The sequence below is a fragment of the Novosphingobium endophyticum genome, from assembly GCF_014640675.1.
GTDB lineage: Bacteria > Pseudomonadota > Alphaproteobacteria > Sphingomonadales > Sphingomonadaceae > Novosphingobium > Novosphingobium endophyticum.
This window is the reverse complement of record NZ_BMHK01000001.1, coordinates 96,957-112,056: the sequence shown is the minus strand read 5'-3', so window position 1 is coordinate 112,056 and position 15,100 is coordinate 96,957. Positions and strand designations below refer to the sequence as shown.

The following is a 15,100-nucleotide window of genomic DNA, read 5'->3' as shown; positions in this document are numbered from 1 at the left end:
GTCGTCCCCGGTATCAGTGATAGCGGCGCAGCAGCCCCGCAAGCTTGCCCTGGACCTCGACTTCGTCCGGCCCGAAGATCTGTGGCTCGTAAGCCGAATTGGCCGGGACGAGCCGCACCATGCCGCCATCGCGTTGCAGATACTTGAGCGTCGCTTCCTCGCCGCGGACCAGCGCGACCACGATCTCGCCGTCGCGCGCCGTATTGGTACGGCGGATGAGCGCGAAGTCCCCGTCGAGGATGCCGGCCTCGATCATCGAGTCGCCTGACACCTCGAGCGCATAGTGTTCGCCGGCACCCAGCAGGGCGGCCGGAACCGGCAGGGTAGTCTGCCCTTCGAGCGCTTCGATCGGTACGCCGGCGGCAATGCGCCCATGGAGCGGGATCTCCACCACGTCGTTCGCCGGCTCGGGCATACGCTGCGGCGCGCGGATCGAAGCGGTGGGATCGTTTGCGGGGGCAGGCTGCGCCGCCGCCTTCGTCGACACGTCCTCGGGCTGGCGCAACACTTCGAGCGCGCGGGCCCGGTTGGGCAGGCGGCGGATGAAGCCACGCTCCTCAAGCGCGGAAATCAGCCGATGCACGCCCGATTTCGACTTGAGATCGAGCGCTTCCTTCATTTCCTCAAAGCTGGGCGAGATGCCGCTTTCCTCAAGCCGGGCCTGGATGAACCTGAGCAATTCGTGCTGCTTGCGCGTCAACATCTTCGCTGCCTCTTCTGCTGCCTGCCCCGGCGATGTTCCGCCTGTGAACAATGAGAGAACAATTAAGCAACGAATTCTGGAACGTCAAGCAATACCGCCATTCTGGAGGAGGAACCCGCGAACCTCTTCACCCGCGTCCGCCTCTGGGGCATGGGCGGCGCGGTCGATCAGGACGTTGCTCGCGGCCAGCGCGGCCAAGGCGCCGCTGTCCTGCAAGGTCGTCGGCATAACCGTTTCGCCATCCCAGAACCCGCGCAGAAATTCGCGCCTCGAGCCGTTGGCCCTGACCGGTGCGCCGAGCCGGGTCGCGATCTGCATGGGCAGGGGCTTGTCCGCGCCCAGCAATGCGCGCAGCAGCGGCAGTACGAAATGGTAGGCCGTCACCATGCTGGAGGCGGGATTGCCAGGCAGGCCGATGATGATCTGCCGCGCCGAATCGCGCTCGCGCGTGGCTACGAGCAGCGGCTTTCCGGGCTTGATCGCCACTCGCCAGAAGTCGAGCCGGGCGCCCCATTGCTCCAGCGCGGGGCGGACCAGATCGTGGTCTCCCACCGAGGCCCCGCCGCTGGTGACGATGACGTCGCAGTCGGCGGCAGCGTCGAAAGCGGCGGTCAGCGCATCGAGGGTATCAGCGACCGGCCCGATCCGGCGGGCCTCGACCGCGAGGCCGCGAAACAGCGCGGCGAGCATGGTGCCGTTGCTGGCGGGGATCTGATGCGCTTCGCAAGCTTCCGGATCGGCGGCGAGTTCGTCTCCGCTGTCGATCACGGCCACTTTGGGCATGCGGCGCACGGGCAAGTGCCGATGCCCGGCCGCGAGCGCGAGCGCCGCCTGCGCGGGGCCGATTTTCACCCCAGCCGCCATTACTTCGTTTCCGAAGCAGAAATCCATGCCGCAGCGGCGGATATGCTTGTGGGGAGGAGAGGGAAGCTCGCCGGTAAGCGAAATCCGCCCGTCGTCGCGCGCGAGATCTTCCTGAAGGATCACCGCTTCGGCTCCGGCGGGCAGAATCGCGCCGGTGGAGATGCGCACGGCCTCTCCGTGGCCGACCGTGCCCGCATAGGGATGCCCGGCCGCGCTTTCACCGATCACGCGCCAGGGACCGGCAAGGTCGCTGGCCGTCACGGCATAGCCGTCCATCGCCGAAAGGTCGGCGGCCGGCTGCGTGCGCCGCGCCTGGAGCGGTTCGGAAAGATAGCGGCCGATGGCGCCTTCGACGTCGACACGCTCGACCGGCAGCGGCTCGACAAGAGCGAGCAGGCGAGCCTGGGCTTCCTCCAGCGGGATCGGTGCGTTCTTCTTGCTCATCGCTCGAGATCCGGCGCGCGCCAGACGCCGGACTTGCCGCCGCGCTTTTCGATCAGGCGGATCTCGCCGATGACCATGCCCTTGTCGAACGCCTTGGCCATGTCGTAGATTGTCAGGAGCGCGACGGAAACGGCTGTAATCGCTTCCATTTCGACGCCGGTCTTGCCGGTGATCGCTGCCGTCGCCGTGGCGCGGATGGCGCCTTCCTCGAACCCGAAATCGACGTTTATCGCATCGATTGCAAGCGGGTGGCACATCGGGATCAGCTCGCTGGTCTTCTTGCCCGCCATGATCCCGGCGATGCGCGCGGTGCCCAGAACATCGCCCTTTGGCGCATTGCCCGCGCGGATCGCTTCGAGCGCCTGCGCAGACATCGCGATCCGGCCCGAGGCTATGGCAAGGCGCTGGGTTTCCGCCTTGGCGCCGACGTCGACCATGCGGGCGTTTCCGTCCGAATCGACATGGGTGAGGCTCTTGTTCATGTCAGCAGTCGCAATTCCGTCATGAGGGTTCGATGGCAGACTTCTGCCGCGCAGGACAGCCCGCACGAACGATCTGACCTACACGCCGCCCAGCAGCGCGCGCGTCGCCGCTTCCACATCGGCCTGACGCATCAGGCTTTCCCCGACCAGGAAGGTGCGAGCGCCGCAGGCCGACAGCCGTTGCAGGTCTGCGTGGGAGTTGATGCCGCTTTCGCTCACCAGCAGCGTGCCTTCAGGGGCGAGCGGAGCGAGGCGCTCGGTCGTGGCGATGTCGGTCACGAAGCGCTTGAGGTCGCGGTTGTTGACGCCGATCAGGCGTGACATGAGCCGCGCGGCGCGCTCCATTTCCGCTTCGTCGTGAACCTCGACGAGGCAGTCCATGCCCCGTTCGAGCGCGGCGGCCTCGATCTCGGCCATCAGCGCATCGTCAAGCGCGGCGACGATGATCAGGATCGCATCGGCGCCGATCGCGCGGGCCTCGGCGACCTGCCAGGGATCGACCATGAAGTCCTTGCGGATGACGGGCAGTGAAACGGCCGCGCGGGCATCGACAAGGTAGTCTTCGTGCCCCTGGAAATAGGGGGCGTCGGTCAGGATCGAGAGGCAGGTGGCGCCGCCTTCTTCGTAGGCAAGGGCATGTTCGGCCGGCCGGAAATCGGGGCGGATCAGACCCTTGGAGGGACTGGCCTTCTTGATCTCGGCGATCAGCGCGAAGCCGGTTTCCGCCTTGCGGCGTAGTGCCGCCTCGAACCCGCGCGGAGCGGTCTGCAGCGCGGCGCGCGCATCGAGGTCGTCAAGAGTGGCGAGCGTCTTGCGCGCCGCGACTTCCTCGCGCTTGGTGTCGCAGATCTCGGTGAGCTTGTCGGACATTGTCGGCCTATCTGAGCGCTGCGATCCAGCAGTTGAGCAGGGCATTGGCGAGGCCCTTGTCGATAGCCTCGGCCGCTTCCTCCACGCCTTCCTGCCAGGACTGCGCCTCTCCCGCGACGATCAGGGCGCCTGCGGCGTTGAACAGAACGGCATCGCGATACGGGCCGGGCTCGCCCATCAGCAGGCGGCGCAGGGCGTCGGCATTGTAGGCGGCGTCGCCGCCACGTATCGCCTCGACCGGAGCGGCCGACAGCCCCGCGTCTCCCGGCGAAACGCGGCGCATCGAGAGTTCCTGGCCCCGGATCTCGGCCAGTTCGTTGCCGCCGGCGAGACTGAGTTCGTCCAGCCCTTCGTCGCCCGACACGACAAGCGAGTGCTCGGTGCCGAGGCGCAGGATCGCTTCGGCATAGATTGGCACGTAGGCGGGCCGGGCAATGCCGACCAGCTGCCGCCTGACCCGCGCGGGATTGGCGAGCGGACCCATCAAATTGAAGATCGTGCGGCGGCCGAGCTTCCTGCGGATCGGCATGATCCTGCCCATCGCCGGATGGTGCTTCCCGGCGAAGAGGAAGCAGATGCCGAGGTCGTTGAGGGTCGCTTCGGCCGTTTCCATCGCACGGTCGAGATCGAGGCCGAGGGCTTCGAGCGTATCGGCCGCGCCTGCCTTGGAGCTGGCGGCGCGGTTGCCGTGCTTGGCGACGGGCACGCCGCAGGCCGCGACGACCAGCGATACGGCGGTCGAGACGTTGAGCGTGTGGTGTCCATCGCCGCCGGTGCCGCAGACGTCTATGGCGTTCTCCGGCGCGGATATGGGGAGCATCCGCGCCCGCATCGCCCGCGCCGCGCCGGCGATCTCGCTGGCGGTCTCGCCCCGGTCGGAAAGGGCGATCAGAAATTCGGCGATGGCAGCTTCGGACACTTCGCCGTCGAGAATCGCGCCGAAGGCCGCTTCCGCTTCGGCTTCCTCGATCGGGTGGAGCGGATCGGGCAGGGTCATGCGACGGCCTTTGTCTGGATGCCGCAGAGCTTCAGGAAATTCGCCAGCATCTCGTGGCCGTACTGCGTGGCGATGCTTTCCGGGTGGAACTGCACGCCATGGATCGGCAGGCTCTCGTGGCGGAAGCCCATGACGTGGCCGTCGTCGGAGCGGGCGTTGACCTTGAGAACGTCGGGAATGTCCTCGACGATCAGCGAGTGATAGCGCGTGGCGGTAAAAGGCGAAGGGATGCCTTCGAAAACGCCGGTATTGTCATGCGTGACGGCCGACGTCTTGCCGTGCATCAGCCCGCCGCGATTGACCTTGCCGCCGAAATACTGGCCGATCGACTGGTGGCCGAGGCACACGCCGAGCAGCGGTTTTCCGGCATCGGCGGCGGCGCCCACCAGGTCCAGGCTGATCCCGGCTTCGTTCGGGGTGCATGGCCCGGGCGAGATCAGGAAGCCCTTTGCCCCGCTGGAAATCGCCTGCCCGGCCGAAAGCGCGTCGTTGCGCACGACTTCAACTTCGGCGCCCAGTTCCATGAGGTAATGGACGAGGTTCCAGGTGAAGCTGTCGTAGTTGTCGATGACAAGGATCATGGTTTCGCCTTCGCGCGTTTCTCGACGACGATCAAGGGGCCGAGCGGCGGTCCGCCGTCGACGCGGCCCATGTGCGGATCCCAGAGGGACGAGACGCTACCGTCGAGGAACAGTGCGTTCGGGCATTTCAGGTCGTCGCGGAAATAGCGCGCGAGCTTGCCGAAGGAGATCGGCTCGTCGGAAATGACGAAGTGCGCGCGCCCCTGCCGATCGACGCCGACGCCGTTGCGCAGCTTCTTCGATACGCCGTCGTGGTCGATCGCCGGATGCAGCTTGCCCGCGATCACCAGCATGGGGCCGGACTGGGTCCCGAAGTCGGGACGCCTGGCGACGTTGCTTGCAAAATCGTCGCTGGTGCGCACGTTCCAGTGTCCGCGGGCATCGCCGTAGAAGACGCCATTGGGCAGCATATGGAAATTGCCCGGTCCGTCATTGCGGTTGAGCTTGTGGAGGCGCTCGCCCTCCTCGACGTAGTAGCCGATCGGCTGACCCGCCCCGTCGAACATGCCGCCATTCGTGGCGAAGGCGAGTTCGTGGCTCTTTTCGGGCCGGTCGATGGCGAGCTGCGAGAGACTGCGATAAGGCGCGCCGCCCTTGGGGCCGAGCACCATCTGGATGGTGTGCCGGCCCGGCGTGGCGGTACAATGGGTCAGCGCCACCCCTTCGAACGTGGCGCTCTCGCAGGGCGGCGGGGGCGCCGCGTCTTCCTGCCTCGCGTTGGAGGAGCAGGCGGCGAGAAGCAGGAGGGCGAAGGCAGTGGCGCTTCGGATCACTGCCCGAAACCCGGCTCTCCAGCCACGCGCACGGCCTCGCGCGCGGCGGCGAAGAGCGCGCCGCTCTTTGCGTCGCATTCGCGCTGTTCATAGTCCGGGTCGCTGTCGGCGACGATGCCCGCGCCGGCCTGGACGTGGAGCACGCCGTCCTTGAGCAGGCCGGTGCGCAGGACGATGCACGAATCCACCGATCCGTCCGGCGCGAAATAGCCGACGCCGCCGGCATAGGCGCCGCGCGTTTCGGGTTCGAGTTCGGCGATGATCTCGCAGGCATGGACCTTGGGCGCGCCGGAGACGGTGCCGGCCGGAAAGCCCGCGAAGACCGCGTCGATGGCATCGTGCTTTTCGGTATCGAGCTGGCCGACGACGTTCGAGACGATGTGCATGACGTGGCTGTAGCGCTCGATCGTGTAGCTGTCGGTCACTTCCACCGTGCCGCGCCGGGCCACGCGGCCCACGTCGTTGCGACCGAGGTCGAGCAGCATCAGGTGCTCGGCGCGCTCCTTCGGATCGGCTAGCAGGCTGACCTCGTTGGCCTTGTCCTCCGCCGGCGTGTGTCCGCGCGGGCGGGTGCCGGCGATCGGGCGGATCGTGACTTCCCCGTCGCGCACGCGCACCAGGATCTCCGGGCTCGAACCGATCAGCGCGAAGCCGGGAAGGTCGAGATAATAGAGGAACGGCGAGGGGTTCACGCGGCGAAGGCTGCGGTAGAGCGCCAGCGGCGGCAGCGTAAATTCGCAGGTGAAGCGCTGCGCCAGCACGACCTGGAAGATATCGCCCGCCTCGATGTAGTTCTTGGCCTTGAGCACCATCGCCTTGTAGTCTTCGGCTGCCATGACGGGCCGCTTCACGGGGTCGGGCAGATCGGCCTGGACCGGCGAGACAGGCGCTGGCGCGGCGAGGCGGCGCAGCGCCTCGTCGATGCGTTCGGTGGCTGCGTCCGCGATGCGCTCGGGCGCCCCCCCATCCGGCCAGAGCGGCGCGACGCAGAACATCTCGTCGCTCAGGCGGTCGAAGACGAGGATCAGCGAGGGGCGCACGAACAGCATGTCGGGCACGTCGAGCGGGCTCTGCGGCGCGCGCGGAAGCTTTTCGACGAGGCCGATGGTCTCGTAGCCGAAATAGCCGACAAGGCAGGCGAGCGCACGGGGCAGTTCAGCCGGCACGTCGATACGGCAGGATGCGACGAGGCCGCGCAATTCCGACAGGCTGTCGCCCGGCAATGTCTCGAAAGCCTCGCGGTCCGATTGCCACTTGCGGTTGATCTCGCAGGCGGCTTCGCGGGCGCGAAACACCAGGTCGGGATCGAGACCGATCAGGCTGTATCGTCCGCGCGTCTCGCCGCCTTCGACCGATTCCAGCAGGAAGTCGCCGCGCCCGTCCTCGAAGAGCTTGAGCGCCGCCGCGACGGGCGTTTCGGTATCCGCGACCAGCTTGCGCCAGAGCAGGGCCGGCTGCCCCGCCGCCAGCCTTGCCAGTACTTCTTCCCGGTCCGCCTCGCGTCGCATGTCAGTCATCGAAGCCCGCGATTACTCAGCGCTGCCCGTGCCGGCGAGCTGGTCGCGCACGGCCTTGATCGTCTTTTCGTGCTTCTCGACGCCGACGTCCCTGCGGACCGCCTTGCCGAGCGCGTCGGCGAAGGACTGGCCGAGCTGCCGGCCGAGTTCGCTTTGCGCGTCGGCCACAAGATCGTCGGATTCGATTTCGGCGGGTGTGATCTTGCCGAGCGAAACCACGAACCAACCGCGTTCTTGCGGCGCCGACTGCACTTTCACGGTGTTTTCGGCCATGTGGAACAGGAGCGAGACCGGCGGGGGAACCTGACGGCCGCTTTGCAGCGCGGCGGTCAGCGTCGGGCGCGACATGGAGACGGATTCCGCCGGCGGTAGGCGCTTGCCAATGGCGGCCACGGCCTTGTCCAGCGGCGTACCCTTGCGCACCGCCGCCTGGACCTTGAGCGCGGCAGCCTTGGCGGCCTGCGAACCCTTGTCGAACGCCCAGGCCTGCTTGACGTCGTCCTTGATCTCCTTCAGCGGCGCCGGGGCCGAGGGCGTGATTTCGGTAACGTCGTAGACCATGAAGGTCTTGCCGCGTTCCACTTCGGCGACCTGCGGTTCTTCCTGCTCCATCGAGAACGCGGTCTTGAGTACCGGGTTCAGGACTTCAGGCGCGGTCTCGCCCGGCTTCATGTAGACCCGTCCATCGGCGGTGAGGGGCGCGCTGGATTTTATTTCCGTGCCGAGTGACGCGGCAACGTCGGTCAGACTGGCGCCGCCGGCGAACTCGTCCTCGATGCTTGCGATCTTGTCGGTGAAAGTGGCGCGGCGCTTTTCCTGCGCGATCTGGGCGGAAATCTCGTCCCTGACCTCGGCAAGCGTGCGCTCCGCTTTCTGCTGACGCTCGTCGACGCGGATCACATGCCAGCCGAGCGGGCTCTTGCCGGGCGCCGCGAGCTTGCCGTTCTGCGTCGCGAACACGGCGTCCGCCACGGCGGGTGAGAACTGTTCGGACAGTTCATCCTTGCTGAAGAATTCGAGCCTGGCGGCGGAAAGCCCTTTTTCGGTGGCCGCTGCCTCCAGCGACTTGCCACCTTCTACTTCGGCGACGATCGCCTTGGCCGCCGCTTCGGTGGGCACGATCATCTGGGTGATCTTGCGCTTGTCCTGCGCGGCGTACTGCGCCTTGTTCGCCTCGTAGCGGGCCTTGATTTCCGCGTCGGTGGGCGCCGGCGGGTCCTTGATCGCGTCTTCGCCGAATGTGGCGTATCGGATCACGCGGCGTTCCGGCCTGACGAACTCGTTGATGTGGGAATTGTAGAAGGCCTTCAGTTCGGCGTCGGTCGGCTCCTTGTCGGGCAGGAACGCGCTGGAGGGGAATGCGGCGATCATGCCGCTGCGTGTTTCGCCCAGAAGCGAGGCATAGTGCGCGGCGGCGTACTTGGGCATCGTCGTGCCATACTGGGCGGGAACCATCAGTTGCTGCGAAACCAGTCCCTGGGCGATGTCCTCGCGTAGGACCTGTTCGGATAGACCCTGCTGGGCGAGCGCCTGGCGGAAGGTGTCCTGACTGAACTTGCCGTCGACGCCCATGAAGCCGGGGATCTGCGCGATCTCGCTGTCGATCAGCCGGTCGCCGGCGACGATGCCGTTCTTCTTGCCGAAGACGAAAAGCGCGGTGCGCTCGATGAGGTCGTCCAGAACCTGCTCGACACCGCCCTGTGCGACCATCATCTTCATCGTCGCCGTCGGCTGTTCGCGCTTCACGCGTTCCAGCGCGGCGTTGGCGGACTGGGCCAGTTGCGGCGCTTCGATATCTTCATTGCCGACGGACGCGACGCTGGAAGCGCCGCCGATTCCCGACGAGGAACCGATTCCCGCGATATCGCCGCTTGCGAATGCGATGGCGATGAGCACGAGCAAGGCCAGCGCAAGAGCGGCGCCAATCTTGGATTTGAGCGTTTTGCGGAAAATGGTGAGCATGAACCGTGCCGATCAGCGATTGGTGAGCGAAAAACGGATTTTCGCATGAAACGGGCGCAGGCTTTAGGGGGCCTCACGCATTCCTGCAATGCCGACTCGCACTTCACGTGAGCCACGGCGCACAGGAAAGTTTTACCTGAACAAAGCCTGCACGTTTTTTGACAAGCCGGGTATGCCTGTCCTAGCTGCGCCGCGCAAACGAAGCCCTGATTCTTTCGGTCGACGGATTCGGCGGCTTCGTGCCGGGGTTGATTCAAGGGTTTGAAATGGCTGGACTGCCTTACATTGTCGGAAACTGGAAGATGAACGGGACGCGCGCGATGCTCAATGAAGCGCGCGCGATCGACCGGGCAGCGGCGCGCTTTCCCAAGGTGCAGGTCGCGGTCGCGCCGCCGGCGACGCTCATCTACCGCATGCGCGAAGCGGTCGACATCATCGGTGTCGGCGGGCAGGACTGCCACGCTCAGGAAAGCGGCGCCTTTACCGGTGATGTCGCAGCGCCGATGCTCAAGGACGCGGGCGCCGATTTCGCCATTATCGGTCATTCGGAGCGTCGCACCCTCCATGGCGAAAGCGACGCCGACGTGCAGGCCAAGGCAGAGGCCGCGCTTGCGTCAGGCCTCGGAGTGATTCTCTGCGTTGGTGAAACCGAGGCCGAGCGCGACGCGGGCAATGCCGAGGGCGTCGTCTGCGCCCAGCTCGAAGGCTCCTGCCCCAAGGGCGAAGGCGCGCCGGAAAAGCTCTCGGTCGCCTATGAGCCGGTCTGGGCGATCGGCACCGGCCGCGTGCCTTCGGTGGGGGACGTGGCGGCCATGCACAAGGCGATCCGCGAAAAGCTGGTGACGATCTATGGCGCGGGCGGTGCGGATGTGCGCATTCTCTATGGCGGTTCGGTCAAGGCCGACAATGCCGCGGAGCTGCTTTCTATCCCCGAAGTGGGCGGCGCGCTGGTCGGCGGCGCGAGTCTGACGGCCGAAAGCTTCCTGGCGATCGTCGGCGCGGCGGCTTCGCTGGTGGCCGATTGACGAGGGGCGGGTTGCGCGGCCGGCGTGATGCGCCTATCTGCGCGAGCGTGTGATGCGGGCGTGAAGCTCCCCAGAAAGCTGAGACTGAGATGTTCCTTTTCCTGACCGTGATCCAGGCGCTGATCGCAGCGGCTCTCGTCGGTGTGATCCTGATGCAGAAGTCGGAAGGCGGCGGCCTGGGCGTCGGCGGCAGTCCTTCGGGTCTGATGTCCGCTCGCGGCGCGGCCAATTTCCTGACCCGCGCGACGGCGATCCTAGCGGTTCTCTTCGTGGTACTCAGCATCGTGCTCGCGGCGCTGGCCGTCGATGTGACGACCGGACGCGATATCGACACCTCGCTTGAGCGCGGCGCAGCGCCCGCCGCGCCGACCCAGCCGGCCGACCCGCTTTCGGGCGGCGCCAATCCCGGCGCGGCTCCCGGCGAAGCCAATGGCGGTTCCGCTCCGGAGCCTGCCGACGATCCGCTCTCGGGTGCTGCACAGCAGTAATCACGGCATCGTCTTGTAACCGGAATGCCGCCTGACGCGGTCAGGCGGCGTTTCAAATACATTGAACTGTGGATTCAGGCTCAGGGCGCTTGCCCATGGGCCCCCATGCAAGTTAAGGCCCGACTCCCATGGCGCGGCATATATTTATCACCGGCGGCGTGGTCTCCTCGCTTGGCAAGGGTCTCATGGCAGCGAGCCTCGCGGCGCTCCTGCAAGCGCGCGGATTCAAGGTGCGGATTCGCAAGTTCGACCCCTACCTCAACGTCGATCCGGGCACGATGAGCCCCTATCAGCACGGCGAGGTCTACGTTACCGACGACGGCGCCGAAACCGACCTCGATCTGGGGCATTACGAGCGCTTTACCGGCGTTTCAGCCAGCCAGGCCGACAACATCACCTCGGGCCGCATCTATCAGGACATCATCGCCAAGGAGCGCCGCGGCGACTATCTCGGCGCGACCGTGCAGGTGATCCCGCACGTCACCGACGCGATCAAGGATTTCGCGATGGCCGAGACCGATGATCTCGACTTCGTCCTGTGCGAGATCGGCGGTACTGTCGGCGATATCGAGGGGCTTCCTTTCGTCGAGGCCATGCGCCAGCTTCGCAACGAACTCGGCCGTGAGCAGACCTGCTTCGTCCATGTCACGCTGGTGCCCTACATCGCCGCCGCCGGAGAGCTGAAGACAAAGCCGACGCAGCACTCGGTCCGCGAACTGACGGGCCTCGGCATCCAGCCGGACATTCTCCTGTGCCGCTGTGATCGCGAACTGCCCGAGACCGAGCGCCGCAAGATCGCGCTGTTCTGCAACGTGCGCCGCGAGGCCGTGATCCCGGCGCTCGATGCGCCCAACATCTATGCAGTGCCGCTGCAGTACCACACGGAAGGTCTGGACGCGGAAGTCCTGCATCACTTCGGCCTCACATCTCCGGCCCCGGACATGGCCCGTTGGGACGACATCACCGACCGCTACGAACACCCCGAAGGCGAAGTGACCATCGGCGTCGTCGGCAAGTATGTCGGCCTGCCCGACGCCTACAAGTCATTGAACGAAGCGCTCGTCCACGGCGGCATGGCCAACCGCGTCAAGGTCAACATCAAGTGGATCGACGCCGAGCTGTTCGAAAAGGCGGATTCCGAGATCGCCGCCGAACTCGAACCGATGCACGGCATTCTCGTGCCGGGCGGCTTCGGCGAGCGCGGGACGGAGGGCAAGATCGCCTCGGTGCGCTTTGCCCGCGAGCGGGGTGTGCCGTTCCTCGGCATCTGCCTCGGTATGCAGATGGCCTGCATCGAGGGTGCCCGCTCGGTCGGGATCGCCAAGGCCGGCTCGACCGAGTTTGGCCCGACGGATGAGCCGGTGGTCGGCATTATCACCGAATGGATGGGCAAGGCCGGCCTTGAGAAGCGTGCTGCCGGTGGCGACCTCGGCGGTACCATGCGCCTCGGCGCCTATCAGGCGCAGTTGTCGCCCAACAGCCATGTGGCCGCGATCTACGGTTCGACCTCGATCAGCGAGCGACACCGCCATCGCTACGAAGTCAACGCGGCCTATCGCGAGAAACTCGAGGGGGGAGGACTCATCTTCTCGGGTATGTCGCCCGACGGCCTGCTGCCCGAGATCGTGGAGCGGCCGGAGCATCCCTGGTTCGTCGGCGTGCAGTTCCATCCCGAGCTCAAGTCAAAGCCCTTCGATCCGCATCCGCTGTTCGCCGGCTTCATCGCCGCGGCCCTGCAACAGGCGCGCCTCGTCTGACCCATCGCCTCGGGCCGGCGAGGATTTGCCGCAGCATCTCGACTTCGCAAACAATATGGACACCAAAAAGGACCGGCTCGAAAGCCGGTCCTTCATGTATCCACGCGTATCGTTGACGCTTCGGAAGGCCTGGATCAGAGCAGCTTCCAGGTAAGCGGCAGGACCACGGAACTCGTGCCGGCCGGCGGCGCGGGAAGGTTGCCCACGCGGCTGAAGACGGCGACGGCTTCCTTGTCGAGGGTGCTCGATCCGGAGCTGCCCACCAGTTCGGCCTTTTCGACCTTGCCCGAAGCCGAAACGTAGACCTTGACCTTGGCGGTCCCTTCCTCGCCGCGCATCTGGGCGGTACGCGGATAGGTCTGCTTGGCGGCGACGTTGCGCTTGACCGAACCGACCCAGTCGTTGGCAAGGCCCGGAGTGGCGGTCATCGCCAGTACGGACAGAGCGGCAGCAATTTTTACAACAAACTTCATCGTTCACTTCCCTCCTTGGTCATAGTCGGGCCGGTGGCCCCCATTTCATTGTTCAGAATTCGGTCCAGTCGTCTTCCAGGGCCAGGGCCGCGTTGCCGGCGAACGCGGGAGCCGCAGCCGCCCGTGCGGGCTGCACTTCGCGTGCCGTCCGGGCGATTTCCGTGACCGGCCCCGCCTCGGAAAGTCGATCGTGGGATACCGACGGCTCGCCCGAGGAAGCCCCGTCCTCGATCCGGAAATTGGCCATTTGCGTCATGAGTTGCTGCGTTTCCTGGGACAGGTTGCGGCTGCCCGCAGAGCTCTCCTCGACCATCGCCGCGTTCTGCTGCGTGAAGGCATCCATGCCGGCGACCATCGAGGAAATCTCGGTGATGCCATCGGCCTGCTTCTGGGCAGCGCTGGCGATTTCCTCGACGAGCGAGGATACCGCGACCACTTCGCCCACGATCTGGCGCAGGGCATCGCCGCTGCCTTCGACGAGCGACACGCCGTCGCTGACCTGGCGGCTGCTGCGGTCGATGAGCCTGCGGATGTCGCTGGCTGCGTCGGCCGAACGCTGGGCGAGGGCGCGCACTTCGGTGGCGACGACGGCAAAGCCCTTGCCGGCTTCGCCCGCCCGTGCCGCTTCCACGCCGGCATTGAGCGCCAGCAGGTTGGTCTGGAAGGCAATGCCATCGATGACGCTGATGATGTCCGCCATCTCGCGCGAGGTCGTTTCGATGCCGCGCATCGCATCGACGGCCTGGTGTGCGATTTCTCCGACCTTGTCGGCGGTTTCGCGCGCGACATTCAGTCGCGTGCTGGTCTGCCGCGCATTATCTGCTGTCACCTGAACCACGTTGGTGAATTCGTTCAGCGTGCGCGCCGTGTTGGCGAGCGAGTTCGCCTGCTGCTCGGTGCGTTCGGCCAGATCAGACGTCGCCATTGCGATTTCATCGGTGCCGATGCTGATCGAGTTGCAGCCGTCGATGATCCGGCGCATCGTTTCACCCAGGCGAGAGACCGCCAGGTTGAAATCGACGTGAAGCTGCGCGAGCGGACCATCCTCGATCTCGGGAACACGATTGACGAGGTTGCCTTCCGCGAGCTGCGCCAGCCCGTTGGCGATGGCCTCGACGGTGTGCTGCAGTTCGCGGGCGCGCTTCTGTTCTTCCCGGGCGCGTTCCTGGTCGGCCGCGGCCAGCCCCTGGAATCGTTCGAGTGCGCGGGCGAGGCTGCCCAGCTCGTCCTTGCGGTCGCCGCCCGAAATCACGACGTCCGTGTCGCCATCGATCAGGGAGCGAACGGCAACGTCCAGACGCTTTACCGGACGTGCGATGGAGCGCATCAGGTACAGCAGAAGCAGGATCGCGCCGGCCAGGCCGCCAGCGGCGGCATAAATCATGATCTTGCGCGCCTTGGCGAAGATTTCCTGGCCGTGAGCGGAAGCGGCATCCGCGTTGGCGGTGTTCAGTTCGACGAGCTTGAGGAGCTGATCTTCCAGATTGTAGAACGCATCCAGTCCCTCGCCGTCCAGCATGTCCTGTGCCGCGACCTGATCGGTCTGGGCCAGATCGAGCAACGCGTCATTCTGCAGGGCATAGGCCTTCCAGCTCTCGCGGACCTGATCCAGCGCCTGAACCTGTTCCGGATTGCTGATATGCTTGGCATAATCGCCGAGCACCCCGTCGATCACCGCGCCGGCATTGCGCAGCACTTTGACCTGGCGGTCCCAGGCCGGCGTCCCGGCGGCCTTTACGGTATCGGACTGGTAGATCCGGTACTGCGAAGTGTAGGCATGGAGATCCCCAAGTGCCTGCGAGGCCGGCAGCGCGTGGCTGGTCAGCGTGTTCGTCAGTGAATTGACTTCACCGATCTGCTTGAGCGCGAAAACACCCATCCCCCCCATGATCGCGAGGAGGAGGCTGAAGGCGAGCACAAGTCGGTGACTTATCTTCAAACGCTTCATCGGCTTGTCGACCTCATCTCAATCTCATCTCAATTGCGAGTGTCGATATAGAACGGTAGAAGTTGGGTTCGATTTAAGTGCGGCGAAGGGCCAACACCGTATCGAGAGGTGCAGTGCCCTTAATCGAACTTTCCCAGATGCTGCGTCATCTGGTTAACCGCCGATTCACTTGAAGCCTGTTTGGGAGAGGCGGACCGGTGCCTGACGCATCAAAAA

Annotated in this window: 14 protein-coding genes; 3 read left to right on the top strand and 11 right to left on the bottom strand. The window is 65.6% G+C overall.

The features are described 5' to 3' along the window. Positions 1–13: 13 nt before the first annotated feature. The 9 genes from lexA to IEX32_RS00415 all read right to left on the bottom strand — a co-directional run bounded on the left by lexA (position 14) and on the right by IEX32_RS00415 (position 9,193). On the bottom strand, positions 14–703 hold the full coding sequence (lexA, locus tag IEX32_RS00455) for a transcriptional repressor LexA (protein ID WP_188767138.1): 690 nt from the start codon (positions 701–703) through the stop codon (positions 14–16). A gap of 84 nt (positions 704–787) precedes the next feature. Then, on the bottom strand, positions 788–2,011 hold the full coding sequence (locus IEX32_RS00450) for a molybdopterin molybdotransferase MoeA (RefSeq protein WP_188767136.1): 1,224 nt from the start codon (positions 2,009–2,011) through the stop codon (positions 788–790). Further along, entirely contained in the window at positions 2,008–2,493 is a 486-nt protein-coding gene (gene moaC / locus IEX32_RS00445) for a cyclic pyranopterin monophosphate synthase MoaC (RefSeq protein ID WP_188767134.1), read from the bottom strand. Before moaC ends, IEX32_RS00450 begins: the two co-directional genes overlap by 4 nt. 78 nt (positions 2,494–2,571) lie before the next feature. After that, a complete protein-coding gene (gene trpC / locus IEX32_RS00440) occupies positions 2,572–3,363 on the bottom strand; it encodes an indole-3-glycerol phosphate synthase TrpC (protein ID WP_188767132.1) in 792 nt (263 codons plus the stop codon). A 7-nt stretch (positions 3,364–3,370) separates the two neighbouring features. After that, positions 3,371–4,360 carry an anthranilate phosphoribosyltransferase gene (gene trpD, locus IEX32_RS00435; protein WP_188767130.1) on the bottom strand — a complete coding sequence of 330 codons (990 nt, stop codon included), beginning with the start codon at positions 4,358–4,360 and terminating at the stop codon, positions 3,371–3,373. Next, on the bottom strand, positions 4,357–4,941 hold the full coding sequence (locus tag IEX32_RS00430) for an anthranilate synthase component II (protein WP_188767128.1): 585 nt from the start codon (positions 4,939–4,941) through the stop codon (positions 4,357–4,359). The genes trpD and IEX32_RS00430 overlap by 4 nt, the downstream gene beginning before the upstream one ends. Further along, the gene (locus IEX32_RS00425; RefSeq protein WP_229735756.1) at positions 4,938–5,714 is read right to left on the bottom strand and encodes a phosphodiester glycosidase family protein; all 777 of its coding nucleotides are present in this window, start codon (positions 5,712–5,714) and stop codon (positions 4,938–4,940) included. The genes IEX32_RS00430 and IEX32_RS00425 overlap by 4 nt, the downstream gene beginning before the upstream one ends. After that, complete coding sequence (locus tag IEX32_RS00420) at positions 5,711–7,222, bottom strand: anthranilate synthase component I family protein (protein WP_188767543.1); 1,512 nt, start codon at positions 7,220–7,222, stop codon at positions 5,711–5,713. Before IEX32_RS00420 ends, IEX32_RS00425 begins: the two co-directional genes overlap by 4 nt. A gap of 21 nt (positions 7,223–7,243) precedes the next feature. Then, a complete protein-coding gene (locus IEX32_RS00415) occupies positions 7,244–9,193 on the bottom strand; it encodes a peptidyl-prolyl cis-trans isomerase (RefSeq protein WP_188767118.1) in 1,950 nt (649 codons plus the stop codon). A gap of 266 nt (positions 9,194–9,459) precedes the next feature. Here IEX32_RS00415 and tpiA point away from each other — a divergent pair, with 266 nt between their 5' ends. From tpiA to pyrG, 3 genes are all read left to right on the top strand, one after another. Further along, positions 9,460–10,218 carry a triose-phosphate isomerase gene (gene tpiA / locus IEX32_RS00410; RefSeq protein ID WP_188767117.1) on the top strand — a complete coding sequence of 253 codons (759 nt, stop codon included), beginning with the start codon at positions 9,460–9,462 and terminating at the stop codon, positions 10,216–10,218. A gap of 89 nt (positions 10,219–10,307) precedes the next feature. Continuing rightward, positions 10,308–10,706 (top strand): preprotein translocase subunit SecG, encoded by a 399-nt coding sequence (secG, locus tag IEX32_RS00405; RefSeq protein WP_188767116.1) that lies wholly within the window; start codon positions 10,308–10,310, stop codon positions 10,704–10,706. Between the two features lie 128 nt (positions 10,707–10,834). Then, a complete protein-coding gene (pyrG, locus tag IEX32_RS00400) occupies positions 10,835–12,463 on the top strand; it encodes a CTP synthase (RefSeq protein WP_188767113.1) in 1,629 nt (542 codons plus the stop codon). Between the two features lie 134 nt (positions 12,464–12,597). Here the strand turns inward: pyrG and IEX32_RS00395 are convergent, their stop codons facing one another. Together IEX32_RS00395 and IEX32_RS00390 are read right to left on the bottom strand one after the other, a co-directional pair. Further along, on the bottom strand, positions 12,598–12,936 hold the full coding sequence (locus IEX32_RS00395; protein ID WP_188767111.1) for an energy transducer TonB: 339 nt from the start codon (positions 12,934–12,936) through the stop codon (positions 12,598–12,600). Positions 12,937–12,988: 52 nt separating this feature from the next. Next, entirely contained in the window at positions 12,989–14,884 is a 1,896-nt protein-coding gene (locus IEX32_RS00390) for a methyl-accepting chemotaxis protein (RefSeq protein WP_188767109.1), read from the bottom strand. Positions 14,885–15,100: the final 216 nt, after the last annotated feature.

What these genes read in the sequence shown, in the direction of transcription:
- IEX32_RS00390 (WP_188767109.1), bottom strand. Translation starts at nt 14,884, where the DNA reads ATGAAGCGTTTGAAGATAAGTCACCGACTTGTGCTCGCCTTCAGCCTC.
- IEX32_RS00430 (WP_188767128.1), bottom strand. Translation starts at nt 4,941, where the DNA reads ATGATCCTTGTCATCGACAACTACGACAGCTTCACCTGGAACCTCGTC.
- IEX32_RS00450 (WP_188767136.1), bottom strand. Translation starts at nt 2,011, where the DNA reads ATGAGCAAGAAGAACGCACCGATCCCGCTGGAGGAAGCCCAGGCTCGC.
- lexA (WP_188767138.1), bottom strand. Translation starts at nt 703, where the DNA reads ATGTTGACGCGCAAGCAGCACGAATTGCTCAGGTTCATCCAGGCCCGG.
- tpiA (WP_188767117.1), top strand. Translation starts at nt 9,460, where the DNA reads ATGGCTGGACTGCCTTACATTGTCGGAAACTGGAAGATGAACGGGACG.
- moaC (WP_188767134.1), bottom strand. Translation starts at nt 2,493, where the DNA reads ATGAACAAGAGCCTCACCCATGTCGATTCGGACGGAAACGCCCGCATG.
- IEX32_RS00395 (WP_188767111.1), bottom strand. Translation starts at nt 12,936, where the DNA reads ATGAAGTTTGTTGTAAAAATTGCTGCCGCTCTGTCCGTACTGGCGATG.
- trpC (WP_188767132.1), bottom strand. Translation starts at nt 3,363, where the DNA reads ATGTCCGACAAGCTCACCGAGATCTGCGACACCAAGCGCGAGGAAGTC.
- IEX32_RS00420 (WP_188767543.1), bottom strand. Translation starts at nt 7,222, where the DNA reads ATGCGACGCGAGGCGGACCGGGAAGAAGTACTGGCAAGGCTGGCGGCG.
- IEX32_RS00415 (WP_188767118.1), bottom strand. Translation starts at nt 9,193, where the DNA reads ATGCTCACCATTTTCCGCAAAACGCTCAAATCCAAGATTGGCGCCGCT.
- secG (WP_188767116.1), top strand. Translation starts at nt 10,308, where the DNA reads ATGTTCCTTTTCCTGACCGTGATCCAGGCGCTGATCGCAGCGGCTCTC.
- trpD (WP_188767130.1), bottom strand. Translation starts at nt 4,360, where the DNA reads ATGACCCTGCCCGATCCGCTCCACCCGATCGAGGAAGCCGAAGCGGAA.
- pyrG (WP_188767113.1), top strand. Translation starts at nt 10,835, where the DNA reads ATGGCGCGGCATATATTTATCACCGGCGGCGTGGTCTCCTCGCTTGGC.